Source organism: Thiobacter sp. AK1, from assembly GCF_039822265.1.
GTDB lineage: Bacteria > Pseudomonadota > Gammaproteobacteria > Burkholderiales > Thiobacteraceae > Thiobacter > Thiobacter aerophilum.
On record NZ_JBAJEX010000003.1, the window covers coordinates 156,818 to 169,552 of the forward strand.

A 12,735-nucleotide genomic window follows, 5' to 3' on the forward strand; every position below is an offset into this window, starting at 1 on the left:
GCTCCGCCACGAGGGAGGTTTCATGCTTTGCGGCTGGCTGGGTATTCGCACCGATGATGCGGCCGACGTGCTCCATGGGATGGGGCAAGGCGCATCGCCCATCGTGCTGCAGCCGGACGCGGGTCTTGCCGTCCATTCGCCCTTCGGCCGCGCTTCGGGCCATTTCCAGGCGGGCCTGGCCGTCGCGCTTCACGGCCGGGTGCGATTCGCCGATGACGCGCTGGCGGCGATCGCAGCCGAGCACGGTCCGGCGGCAGCGGTGGCTCAAGGCTTTCGCCGTCACGGCCTGGATGTGCTTAACGCCTTGCGCGGTGGCTTCGCCCTGGCCCTGATGGAACCCGCCACACGCACCCTGCTTTTGGCCCTCGACCGCATGGGCATCGAAAAACTGGGCTTTGCCGCGTCGCCCCAAGGCGTGGTGTTCGGTCGCAATCTCGACAGTGTGACGCAGCATCCGGCGGTGGGCGCCCGGCTGTCGGCCCAGGGGCTGTTCGATTATCTCCACGCGCACATGGTGCCCTCGCCCGACAGCATCTACCGTGGCGTGGAAAAGCTCCTGCCGGCGCAGTATCTGCTCTGGCGCGATGGCCGGAGCGAGCGCGGCTTCTACTGGGAAGCCATCTGGGAAGACGCAGAGACGAATGCTTTCGACGCGCGCGCTAGCCAACTGCATTCCTTGCTGGAGGAGGCTGTGCGCGCCGCGCTGGAGAAAGATCGCGCCGGCGCCTTTCTCTCGGGTGGACTGGATAGCTCCACCGTTTGCGGCATGCTGGCGCGGGTAGCAGGCCATGCCGACAGTTTTTCCATCGGCTTTGCCGCCGAGGGCTACGATGAGATGGGCTACGCCCGCATCGCGGTACGCCATTTCGGGCTCACGCCCCACGAATACTACGTCACACCCGCCGACGTGGCCGCAGCCATTCCTCTCATCGCTCAGGCCTACGACGAACCCTTTGGCAACGCCTCGGCCGTGCCCACCTACTACTGTGCCCTGCGCGCGCGGGAGGCGGGCCTGCCGCTGCTGCTGGCGGGCGACGGCGGTGATGAAATTTTTGGTGGCAATGCCCGTTACGCGAAGCAGATGATGTTCGAGCACTACCAGAGACTGCCATCCAGCTTGCGCAGCGCAGTGATCGAACCTCTCGCCCGTCGGCTGCCCGATGGCCGCGCAGTTTTGCGCAAGGCCAAACGCTATGTGGAACAGGCGCGCATTCCCTTGCCCGATCGCCTGGAGACCTACAACTTCCTGCACCGGGATCCCCTGCCAGAAATTTTCGATCGTGCATTTCTCGAGGCCGTGGACACGGAACGACCGCTCGCCATCCAGCGCGAGGCGTATTTCCGCACACGGGCGCGCCATCCCATTAACCGCATGCTGCACCTGGACTGGAAACAGACCCTGGCGGACAACGACCTGCGCAAGGTGGAGCGCATGGCGGAACTCGCCGGTATCGAGGTGCGTTACCCCATGCTGGACGAGCGCTTGGTGGATTTCGCCAGCGCGCTGCCGCCCTCCTTCAAGGTCCGCGGAGCAAGCCTGCGTTGGTTCTACAAAGAAGCGCTGCAGGATTTTCTGCCGCGCGAGATCCTCACCAAGCGCAAGCACGGCTTCGGGCTGCCCTTCGGCGTCTGGATGAAGGCAGATGCAACTCTCAATGCGCTCGCCCTGGACAGCCTGCACGCCTTCCGCGGCCGCGGCATTTTGCGCAAGGCCTATCTCGACCGCCTGATCGCCGCCCACGAAGCCGAGCATAGCAGCTACTACGGCGTCATGATCTGGGTGGTCATGATGCTTGAACAGTGGCTGGCCGCCCATTCCCTTTCCCTCTGACTGCTGCTACCGCCTGCGTGGCTCTTTCCTCCTGGAGCAGGACCACCTTGGCGAGGATGACCAGCATGAGCACGTGGTAGTAGAGGTCGAAGTAGCTCAACCCCAGAAAAGCGCCGGCGGCGTAGTAGGCCATCATGGTCACCTGGCCCATGGCCGCCAGGTCTGCCGCCCATTTCTTGTCCGGATCCTTTCTCACCCGGCGCAGCACCCAGGAACCCGTGCGCCAGGTGAGAACCCCCAATAACAGCCACAGGGCCAGAGCGGGAAAACCGTGCTCGCCCAATTGTTCGAAATAGACGGAGTGCACGTCGTGTACCCGATCCGGCTCCGGTGCGTAAACCTGGAAAGTCGGTTCCTGGAACATCTCGAAGCCGCCGCCCGTGATGCGTGCCTTGGCCACGTTGTAAGCGGTCCACCAGGCGTTGATGCGGCCCAGCGCGGAGGCGTCTTCTTCGTAACTTTCGATGGTCTGCATGCGCTCATACCACTGGGCCGGCATGATGAGATAAATCAGACCCGCAGCCATCACCACCAGGATGGCCGTAACAAACTTGTTGCGACTCTTCCACCAGAACATGGTGGCCATCACCGCCGCTCCCACCAAGGCGCCCCGCGACTGGCTGCCGATGGCGGCGAGCGCGGTGAGCACGATTGCGGCCGTCAGCCCCAGCCGGATGAGGCGGTGCTTTTCCGTGAGCTGGAGATAGCGCATGAGAGGAATGGTCATCAGCAGGGCCAGCGCGATCTCATTGTTGCCACCGATGAAGGATCCCATTGGCCCTTGCACGCGATACACGCCGCCATGGACGATGGTGAAGATGCCACCCTTGATGCCGTAGAAGCCGAGGGAGAGCACGATCACCCACACCAATAGACGTAGCTTGTGCCGGTCGTTGATCACTAGGGGCGTGATGAAGATCATGGCCATGATCTTCATCACCTTTTCCCATTGGCTCCAAGCGAGTTCGGGATAGAAGGCGAAGAAAGTGGTGAAGGTCCACCATAGCGCGAGCAGCAGAAGCACCGTCATCTCCCGCGTCCAGGGCATGCGTTTCGGTTCCTTGGAAAACAGCACGCCCACCAGCGTGGCGAGCGCGGCGAGATAAGCCCAGGGAAAGGAATAGGCGAAGCCATAGGCCAGCCGATGGGGGTTCATGTAACTGATCCAGGAATACAGATACAGTCCCCAATGGGGTCGCGCCAGTGCAAAAGGCAGGACGCCGAAGAACACCACTGCCAGCAGCAAATCCCTCATGGCGCCACCTTGCTGACGATATAACGGTATTTGCCGGAAGCCTCGCGGGGAATCTCGGCCACCCGCTCGATTTCGATCTTCACACCACTGCCAAGGCGACGGGCAAGGCCGGTGCGGATCGCGGCCAGTGACGTTTCCTGGAATTCGGGGCCAGTCACCAAAAGCACGCGGGTGAATTCCGCGCTTTCCTGCACGATCTTGAACTGGGCGACACCCGGCACGTCACGCACCACGTAGATGAGCGCTAGGCCATGCATCACCGTGCCGTCCTGCGCCACGACGAAGTCCGTGTTGCGGCCCTGGATCTCCTTGAGCAGCGGTAGCCCGCGACCACAGGCACAGGATCGATCGTCCAGCACCCCCACGTCGCCCGTGCGATAGCGGATGAACGGGAAATCGCCAGTGGCGAGATGGGTGACCACGATCTCGCCCGCTTCCCCCGGCGGTAGCACGCGGCCGGCCTCATCCACGATTTCCACGAGGATGTCTTCCGCCGTAATGTGCATGCCGCCGGCTGGACACTCATGGGCGATGAAACCCGCATCGCGGCCCCCGTAGCCATTGGCCACCGGGCAGCCGAAGGTGCGGGATATTGTCTCCCGCTGGTGATCGTAGAGCCGCTCCGAGGTGACGAAGGCGACCCGGATGCCCAGATCGTGCATCACCACCCCTCGTTTCTCGGCGTGCTGCGCGATCAGCGCAAGGGAGGATGGGTAACCGAACAACATGTGCGGCCGCATGCGGCGGATCGTTGCCAGATAGCCATCCAACCGGGCTTGCGACATCTCGAAGGCGGGAAGCAAATGGCTGCGCAGCACGCGGTCGCGCCAGGCCCGCAAACGGTCCTGGCGGGAAAGTTCGATGGGCGAACCCCAGACCACGATTTCCGGATCACCGATGTCCACACCCCACCAGCGGGTGGCGCGCCATTTCGCCGCCACGTCGTGGGAAACACGCTGTTTGCCGATGAAAAAGATCAAGGGCTCGCCGCTGGAGCCCCCCGTGTTGGATCGCGCCAGACCCTGGGCATCGTCCGCTTTCAACGCTTCCAGATTGGCGCGAATGTCGGCCTTGGTGAGAAACGGCAGGCTGCCAAGATCGGCAACACGCTCGACTCGCCCGGGATCGAACCCGACGCGCGCGAACAACGCCCGATAATAGGGCACGTGCACCTGGGCGCGGGCAAGAAGGCGTCGCAGGCGAAGGAGCTGGATGGCCTCGATCTTTTCCCGTGGCCACCATTGGCTTTCCTCCAAGCGCCGGCGCAGCTTGACCGTGTCGTGCCCCTTGAGCCGCTCATGCAGAGGAAACAGCACGTGAGCGACCAGCCAAGTGTAAGCGCCACTCATATCGCTGCCAGCTCCCGGAAACGGGTGACCAGGGTTGCGATGCGGGTATCCCAGGAATTCTCGGCCGCGTAGGCGCGGATGTGCTCGCGATCCCACTGCCGGCGCAGCGACTTGGCGAGTGCCTCGCATAGCGCGCTTTCATCACCGAAGGGCACCACATAGCCGAGGTTCTCGTCGCGCACCACTTCGCGGTTGCCGCCCACGTCGGTGGTTACCACGGGCAGTCCGCAGGCCATGGCTTCCAGGAAGACGTTGGCCCAGCCTTCGTTGCGGGTAGCCAGCACGAACACGTCGGCCGCGGACAGGGGCCAGCGCAGTTGTTGCGGCGGGACCACGCCCAAAAACCGCACGTGGCGCGCAAGCCCCAGCTGCGCCACCTGCTGTTCGAGCTGGGCGCGCATGTCTCCTTCCGGCGAGGCGCCGCCGACGATGAGATAAAGGAGGTCAGGAAACTCGCGCAGCAAGTGCGGCAGCAGCGCGATCACGCGATGAAAACCCTTGCGTTCCACCAGCCCGCCCACGGAGACCAGTATCTTGGCTTCAGGAGGAAGAGACAGCCGCGCCCTTGCCTCCGCCCGGTCTTCCGGGTGGAAGACGTGGGTATCGACACCATTGCCCACGACCTGGATTTTGCTCGGATCCGCGCCCAGGCTCACCACATGGCGCGCGAGGGCCTCCGCCACGGCGAACACGCGGGCCGCCCGCTCAAGCGCCACCAGCATGCGACGGCGCTTGCCCGGGTGGAGGGCATGGGGCACTTCCGTGCCGCGCAGGGTGATGGTGACCGGCACGTGAAGCCAGTGCCCGAGCCAGGTGGCAGCGTAGCCGTCGGGGTAGGCGAAATGGGCGTCGATCACATCAAACCCGAATTCCCTCTTAAGCCGCCTGAGCAGGGGCAGACAAAAGACCGCCATGAGCAAGCCGTCCCAGCTACGGAACAGGCCGGGCACCGAGAGGAAGCGGGGATGCCAGACGACGATGCCTTGTTGCACTTCCTTGAGCGGCGGCATGGGACGATAGCCCGCGCGGAACAAACGGATGAGGCCCTGGAGAGGAAACCAGGGCACGGGTGCCACCACCAGCAGGGGCAGGTGGCGCGCGACACGGAACATGCGCTCGCGGATGAACAGCCCTGCCGCGGGCTGGACGCTGCTCGGAAACAAAGAGGAAAAAACCACCAGGCGCGGGCTTTCAGCCACAGTGCCGTCTCCGTGCATCTTCATAGACCTGGTGGTAGCGGGCCACGCTCGCCTTCCAGTTGCGTTCCGTTTCCACGAAGCGGCGGGCGCGCGCACGCATCTCCTCCCAGCGGTGACGGTTGGCGAAAGCCTGCAGCACGGCCCGCGCCAGGGCCGCGGTGTCGTCCGCGGGAAACAGCCAGCCGGTTTCGCCGTGGCAGATCAGTTCCCGGTGGCCACCCACGTCGGAGGCGACGAACAGGTGGCCTTGGGCCATGGCCTCCAGGGGCTTGAGGGGCGTGACCAGTTCGGTAAGACGCATGCGATGGCGTGCATAGACCAACAGATCGATCAGATCGTAGTAGCGGTTGACCTCGGCATGGGGCACGCGACCGGTGAAAACCACCTTGTCGGCGATGCCCAGCGCCTCCGCCTGGCGCTGCAGCAGGCCCTCCTGCGGCCCGCCGCCCACCAGCAGCACGCGCACGTCGGGCGCCTGCTGCAGAATCTTCGGCAAGGCGGCGAGCAATAGATCGAGCCCCTCGTAGGCATAGAAGGAGCCGATGAAGCCCAGCACCCGCGCGCCAGTCAGCCCGAACCGCGCCTTGAGCGTCTCATCCGGCGGATTGCCGAGGGGAAATTTCTCGATGTCCACCCCGTTGGGTATCACGGTCACCTTCTCCGGGGCGATGCCGCGCGCGACAATGTCGGAACGCAGCCCCTCGCAGATGCAGGTGACGGCATCCGCGCGCCTGAAGGCGTAAGTATCCAGGTGCTTGGACAGACGATAGCGCAGACTGCCCTCGGTGGTGGTGCCGTGGTCCACCGCGGCGTCCTCCCAGAAGGCGCGCACCTCGTACACCACCGGAATGCCGCGCCGATGAGCGGCGCGCAGGGCTGGAATGGCGTTCAACTGCGGTGAGTGGGCGTGCACGATGTCTGGGCGGACGGTGTCGATGACTTCGGCAAGACGCCGCTTCAGGGCCAGCATGTCGGCCAGCTGGTTGACCGCCGGCAGCCGGCTCATCAGACCAGTAGGCGGCGCGGTACGGTAGAAATGCAGGCCGTCCACCTCTTCCTCCGCCACTTCGCATTTAACCTGGCGCGGGCCGGTGAGGTGGAAGGTTTCCCAGCCCAGCGCCCGCTGCTCGCGCAGGATGGCCGCACTCCGAAACGTGTAACCCGAGTGCAGGGGCAGGGAATGGTCGAAGACGTGGAGGATGCGCATCAGCGACCTCCCGCCGACGCGGTGGCAAGTCTCCCATCGCGCTCGAAGGCGTCAACGCCAGCTTCCTTGAGGCGCAGGAACGCTTCGAACATGAGGACGCTCCACAAGGCCGCGCTATGGTCACGCCGGCCACTCATGTGCTCATCCACCATCTCGCAAAGAAAGGCCATGTCGAACCAGCCCGTGTCGCCCAGACGTTCGCCCAGCACGGCCTCGCGCACGCGCTCTTTCAGCGGCCCGCGGAACCAGCGCGCCAGGGGAACGGCGAAGCCCATCTTGGGGCGATAGAGTACTTCGTGCGGCAGATAGGGTTCCATCGCCTTCTTGAACACGTACTTGCCCTGGCGACCATGTAGTTTCAGTGAGCGCGGCAGGCCCGACACCCATTCCATGAAGACGTGATCCAGCAGAGGCTCGCGCACCTCCAGCGCATGGGCCATGCTCGCGCGATCGACCTTGGTGTTGATATCGCCCACCAGGTAAGTTTTCATGTCCAGATATTGCACGCGCGAGACCGGATCGTCCTGGGGCGCGCGAGCGTCGTGGCGGCGCAGGACTTCCACCGCCTGGTAGCCCTGCAGTTCGCGCTTGAAGCGGGTGCTAAATAGCCTGTTGCGCAGGGGATCACCCAGGACGGACACGCCGTGGAAATAGCCGGCCACCGTATCCCGCGCCAGGGCCTCGAAGGTGGACTTGGCGCGCAACACTTTCGGCGCCCAGTCGAGCTTGGGATAAAACCGGCTAAGCAGGCCGAACAGGGGTTGCCGCAGACCAGCTGGCATGAGGCTGCGCAGCCGCTCTTCGTAGAGGTGCCAGCGATAGCGCCGATAGCCGGCGAAGCTCTCGTCCCCACCGTCGCCGGAAAGGGCAACGGTGACGTGACGCTTGGCGAGTTCGCACACCCGATAGGTCGGCAGCGCCGAGGAGTCGGCGAAGGGTTCGTCATAGAGCGCGGCCAGCGTGTCGATGAGGCTAAAGTCATCCGTGTCCACCGTTTCCACGTGGTGGCGCGTGCCGTAGCGCTGCGCCACTTGCTGGGCGAAGCTGGCTTCGTCGAAAGCCGGATCCCTGAAGGCGATGGAGCAGGTGTTGACCGGCTCAGGCGACAGGCTCGCCATCATCGCCACCACGGCGCTGGAGTCCACGCCGCCGGAGAGAAAAGCCCCCAGGGGTACTTCCGCCATGAGGCGGATGCCGACCGCTTCGCGCAAGCGGTGCACCAATTCCTGCTGCGCGTCTGCCAGGGACAGTCGCCCCACCGGACGGAAGGGAATGTCCCAGTACTGGCGCGGCCCAGGCAGCGGCTCGCCGCGGCGCAGGGTGAGGGTGTGGCCGGGCGGCAGCTTGAAAGCGTCGCGATAGATGGTGCGTGGCTCGGGAATGTAGCCATAGGCGAAATACTCCTCCACCGCCAAGGGATCCAGGACACGTGGCAACCGTGGATGGGCGGTGAGGACCTTGAGTTCCGAGCCGAACAGAAACTGGCCGTCCGGCAATAGCGCATAAAAGAGCGGCTTGACGCCAAAACGGTCGCGAGCGAGGAACAGGGTGCGGCGGTTGCGGTCCCACAGGGCAAAGGCGAACATCCCCCGCAGACGCTCGACACAAGCTTCGCCCCATTCCTCCCAAGCATGGACGATGACCTCGGTATCGCAATGGGTGCGAAACACGTGACCGCGCGCGGTAAGCTCAGGCACGAGTTGCTGGAAGTTGTAGATCTCGCCGTTGAACACAACCACCACGCTGCCGTCTTCGTTGAACAGGGGTTGCTGGCCGGCAGCAAGATCGATGATGGACAGGCGCTTGTGGGCAAGCCCCAGACCAGGCTCCAGGTGCAGCCCCGTTTCGTCCGGACCACGGTGGTGCTGGCGCTCGTTCATGTGCGCAAGCAAGATCCGGTTGATGGAACGTTCGCCGTGGAGGTCGAAAATGCCTGCGATGCCGCACATGGTTGAAGGTTTTCGTCTCAGCCCCGGCCCGTGGCGCGGGCCGGGCAGCGCGCCAGGACCTCGTCATAAACGCCAAGATATCCGCGCACCATGGCATCCAGACTGAAGCGCGCATCCACGCGGGCCCGCGCGGCGTCGCCCGCGCGTGCGCGCTTTGCCGCGTCGTCCACGTATTCAAGCAACGCCCGTGCCAGTTCATCGGGCCGCCCCGGTGGCACCAGGCGGCCGGTGACGCCCTCCTCCACCAGCTCGGGATTGCCGCCGACGTGGGTCGCCACCACCGGCAGACCACTCGCCATCGCCTCCAGGATGGTGTTGGAAATGCCCTCGCCCAGCGAAGGCAGAACGAACACATCCATGGCTCGCATCAGGGTGGGAATGTCGGTCCGCTCCCCTGGCAGCCAGACCCGGTCCACGATGCCCGCTGCCTCGGCCATGGCCTGGCAGTGGCCACGGCTCACTCCCTCGCCGATGATTACCAAGCGTGCCTGGGGTCGCAGGCTGGCCACCCGCACGAAGGCTTGCATGAGGGTGGGGAAGTCCTTCACCGCGGCCATGCGACCCACGCTACCAATCACCACGCTGGCTGCCTCCACGAAACCAGCCGGACCGATGGCGGGGCGGGGGCCCACGCGGGGATGGAAGCGTTCCCCATCTACGCCGTTGTAGATCTGGGTCACCCGCGTTGGCGCCACGCCCACGGTGTGCACCAGCCAGCGCGCGAGATCCTGCGACACGGCGATGTAGCGCGTCACCAGGGGTCGCGCCAGGCGGCGCAGCAGATTGTATTTGCGGCTTTTGCCTTCCAGGTCGAACACGTCGCGCCCATGCTCGCCGTGAATCCGCGCGCGCACGCCACAGGCCGCGGCAACGAATTGGCCTTCCAGCGCGGAGAGATTGCGCGTATGCACGAGGTCCGGCGCAAGCTGCTTAAAGAGGCGCGCCAGCCGCAGGTAGCAACCCGGGTCCTTGCCCGGCCGCTTGTTCAGGGCATGGAAGCTCACCGCGGGATTGGTGATGCGCAGCCGGTAATCGCCAAAGCCCGTGAGGCAGACGACGGCATGACGATAGCGTTCGGGCGGGATGCGGTTCAACAGATTCACCATCCCGTTTTCCAACCCGCCCGTGTCGAACTGGTGCACCAGGTGGGCAATGAGAGGAACACTGGGCGTGCTCACGTCTCCGCCGCCTGCTCCAACTTGGCCGTGAGCGCAGGCAGCATGTCCCGCAGGAAGTCCTGTAGTGTCCGCGCCGCGTTCTCCGGCCGTTCTTCGTAGGGCGTATAGACGATGATGGCCGCGGCATCGTCCCAGTGGCCCAAAAGACGCGCCCGCGCCTCGTAGAACTTGGCCCAGTAGGGGTTGACGGTGAAGGGGCCGTTGAGCCAGTTCCAATGCCAGACTAGCAGGCGCTGGTGCGGGGATCTGAGTCGGGTCTCGATCACGGTGACCGGGCGACCGGCCAACTCGACCACTTGCGCGGCTTCGCCCACGTTGCTCCACACGGGATGCTTTTGGCGCACCATCACGTTCTGACTGTTGATGAGCTCCGCATCCTGGCGCTGGTAGCGGTAGTAGGCGAGGAAGACGCCCACCACGCGCCCGTCCTTGCCGTAGGTCTGGTGCAGGCTTGCGTCCATGCCCTTGTACTCGGGCCGCCAGTCGGTGACCGGGGCCACCAGGCGCCAGCCATTGCGCCCAGCGGGGGCTTGCAGGCGCACTGCCAGGTTGTTCGGGGCAAGGCCTTCCACGTAGGCCGCATAGGCAGGCCAGAATCCGGCGATGATAAGGCTAGCAGCGAGCATGGGCTTGAGTCCTCCCGGCAGTCCCCACCCATACTCCACCACGGGCGGCGCGGGCTTGACCCGCTCGTCTTCACGCCAGAAGGAACCGATCCAGAACAAAAGCAGCATGACAACGCCGAAGAACACCCAGCCGTAGATGTAATGGTCCACCCCCAGCGCCAGCCGCATGTCCGACAGGTGGGCGATCATCACGATCATGTAGGCGCGCAGGCCATTGGCGATGATGGGCACGACAATGGAAGCCAAGGCAAACAGCAAGCGCTTTTTCAGACTGCGATAGGTGAGGTAGCCATAGAGGGTGCCGAGGGTGAAGGAAGCGATGAGGTAGCGCAGGCCACTACAACCTTCCACCACCGACCAGTTGCCACTGGGAATGGTAAAGAAGGTGCCCTCGCGATAGACGGGAATACCGGTGAGGCGCAGCGCGGCCACGGTAAAGTCGGCGGTGAACTCCATCATGGGCGGAATCAGGAATTCGCCCATGGGTACGGCCAACAGGAGGAAGGCCAGGGGAAAGGCCATGGCCCAGGTGATGCGCCAACCCAGCAAGGTGAACACCAGCGCAGGAACCATGGCCACCAGGGCGAGCTGCTGGATCACCAGCACCCGCGCCACCTCCGCGGCGAGCCAGGCGAGCCCCAGCACCGCGAGCAGGATCAGGCCGCGCCAGTCCGGTACCGGAGTCAAGGCGGCGATCTCCCGGCGGCGCTGCCAAATGAGCCAGGCAGAGATGGGAAAGATGAGAAAGCCATGGGCGAAGGTCTCGGAACGCCGCCAGATGGCCACAGTAGAGGCCACCGTGGACCAGTAGATGAAGAACAGCACCACCACACCCGCCAGGGTGAGCCAGGCGGCGCGAGGCCAGGGTCGGTTGCTGGGGACATTCATACCTGGGCCTCGCACTTCTGGTGAGAAGAGTCTGTCTGCGCGCCGGTGAGCAGAGCATCCACGCGCGCGAGATGAACGTCCCAGCCGTAATCGGTGAGCACCCGGGCGCGGGCGCGCTGGCCGATGGCGGTGGCGCGTGCCGGATCGTCGAGCAATTCGCCCAAGCGGGCGAGAAACTCGGCCGCACCCTCTGCCACCACGACCTCTTCGTCCGGTCGCGCGCGGATGCCTTCCAGCGCCTGGGGCGAGACCACCGTGGCGCGTGCCATGGCCATGGCCTCCAGCACCTTGTTCTGGATGCCGCGCGCGATGCGCAAGGGTGCGACGGCGGCCTGGGCGTGAGCGAGCCAGGGCCGCACGTCGGGCACGCTGCCAGTGACCACCACCCCCGGCTGTCGGGCCAGGGCCTGCACCGCAGGAGTGGGCCGCGCGCCAACGATGTAGAAGACAACCGCAGGATGACGGGCATGTAGGGAGGGCCAGACTTGGGACGCGAACCAGCAGACCGCATCCACGTTGGCCCAGTAGTCCATGGCACCCGTGAACACCAGCGCCTGGGTGCCAGCGGGGTACGGATTCGCGCCCGCTTCTGCCGGCGAGAAGTAATCCGTGTCCACGCCGTTGCTGAAGGCGGACACGTGGGCGGCGACCTCCGGCGCGAGGCGACAAAACAGCGCCGCCTCCGTCTCGGAAACGAAGGTGGCGGCATCGAAGCTAAGCGCCACTTGCCGCTCGAAGGCAAACAGACGATAAGCCTCGCGCCGATAAAGCACACTCAGCGGCCAGGGGCGGCGCGCCGCGTACTGGCGCCACTTGTCCGAATCGATGTCCACGAAATCGATCACCCGCCGCAGCCCATCGTGCGCCAGCACATAGGGCGCCATCGAGGACGAATAGACCAGCACCTGGCCGACACCGGCGGCGAGGCGCGCCTCGACCCAGCGCTGCATGGGGCCATCGCGATAATAGGGGAGGGAAAGGGGCTCGCCGGTCACAAAGCCGGTGAGGCTTCGCAATAGGGCACGCGGTCGGGTCAGTGGCCGCAGGCAGAGCTCACCCCGCACCCATTCGCGCAGAGCCGGTGCCTGCGCCCAGTCGGCAGGATCGTCCACGAACGCGCCCAAGTGTACCCGATGCCGCCGCGCCAGATGGCGCAGCAGGTGAAAGGAGCGGATTTTATCCCCCTTGTTGGGTGGGTAAGGAATGCGGTGCACCAGGTAGAGCAGGTCGTTCATGCGGCCTTCGTTCCGGAT

The 12,735-nt window shown here is 64.8% G+C and carries 9 protein-coding genes; 1 reads left to right on the top strand and 8 read right to left on the bottom strand.

The features are described 5' to 3' along the window. The first annotated feature begins 22 nt into the window (after positions 1 to 22). Positions 23 to 1,831, top strand: a complete 1,809-nt coding sequence (locus V6E02_RS05715) for an asparagine synthetase B family protein (RefSeq protein WP_347307813.1) — start codon at positions 23 to 25, stop codon at positions 1,829 to 1,831. Here the strand turns inward: V6E02_RS05715 and V6E02_RS05720 are convergent. From V6E02_RS05720 to V6E02_RS05755, 8 genes are read right to left on the bottom strand one after another with little or no spacing between them, the layout of a single operon-like run. After that, a complete protein-coding gene (locus tag V6E02_RS05720) occupies positions 1,785 to 3,086 on the bottom strand; it encodes a putative O-glycosylation ligase, exosortase A system-associated (RefSeq protein WP_347307814.1) in 1,302 nt (433 codons plus the stop codon). The two genes, V6E02_RS05715 and V6E02_RS05720, sit on opposite strands and share 47 nt — an antisense overlap. Next, on the bottom strand, positions 3,083 to 4,435 hold the full coding sequence (locus V6E02_RS05725; RefSeq protein ID WP_347307815.1) for a phenylacetate--CoA ligase family protein: 1,353 nt from the start codon (positions 4,433 to 4,435) through the stop codon (positions 3,083 to 3,085). Before V6E02_RS05725 ends, V6E02_RS05720 begins: the two co-directional genes overlap by 4 nt. After that, positions 4,432 to 5,634, bottom strand: a complete 1,203-nt coding sequence (locus V6E02_RS05730; RefSeq protein ID WP_347307816.1) for a glycosyltransferase — start codon at positions 5,632 to 5,634, stop codon at positions 4,432 to 4,434. The genes V6E02_RS05725 and V6E02_RS05730 overlap by 4 nt, the downstream gene beginning before the upstream one ends. After that, the gene (locus tag V6E02_RS05735) at positions 5,627 to 6,841 is read right to left on the bottom strand and encodes a TIGR04063 family PEP-CTERM/XrtA system glycosyltransferase (RefSeq protein ID WP_347307817.1); all 1,215 of its coding nucleotides are present in this window, start codon (positions 6,839 to 6,841) and stop codon (positions 5,627 to 5,629) included. Before V6E02_RS05735 ends, V6E02_RS05730 begins: the two co-directional genes overlap by 8 nt. After that, complete coding sequence (locus tag V6E02_RS05740; RefSeq protein WP_347307818.1) at positions 6,841 to 8,790, bottom strand: XrtA/PEP-CTERM system amidotransferase; 1,950 nt, start codon at positions 8,788 to 8,790, stop codon at positions 6,841 to 6,843. Before V6E02_RS05740 ends, V6E02_RS05735 begins: the two co-directional genes overlap by 1 nt. 17 nt (positions 8,791 to 8,807) lie before the next feature. Further along, positions 8,808 to 9,968, bottom strand: a complete 1,161-nt coding sequence (locus V6E02_RS05745; protein WP_347307819.1) for a TIGR03088 family PEP-CTERM/XrtA system glycosyltransferase — start codon at positions 9,966 to 9,968, stop codon at positions 8,808 to 8,810. Further along, positions 9,965 to 11,482, bottom strand: coding sequence for an exosortase A (gene xrtA, locus V6E02_RS05750; RefSeq protein WP_347307820.1), 1,518 nt, complete (start codon positions 11,480 to 11,482; stop codon positions 9,965 to 9,967). Before xrtA ends, V6E02_RS05745 begins: the two co-directional genes overlap by 4 nt. Then, a complete protein-coding gene (locus V6E02_RS05755; RefSeq protein ID WP_347307821.1) occupies positions 11,479 to 12,717 on the bottom strand; it encodes a TIGR03087 family PEP-CTERM/XrtA system glycosyltransferase in 1,239 nt (412 codons plus the stop codon). Before V6E02_RS05755 ends, xrtA begins: the two co-directional genes overlap by 4 nt. Between the last annotated feature and the right edge of the window lie 18 nt (positions 12,718 to 12,735).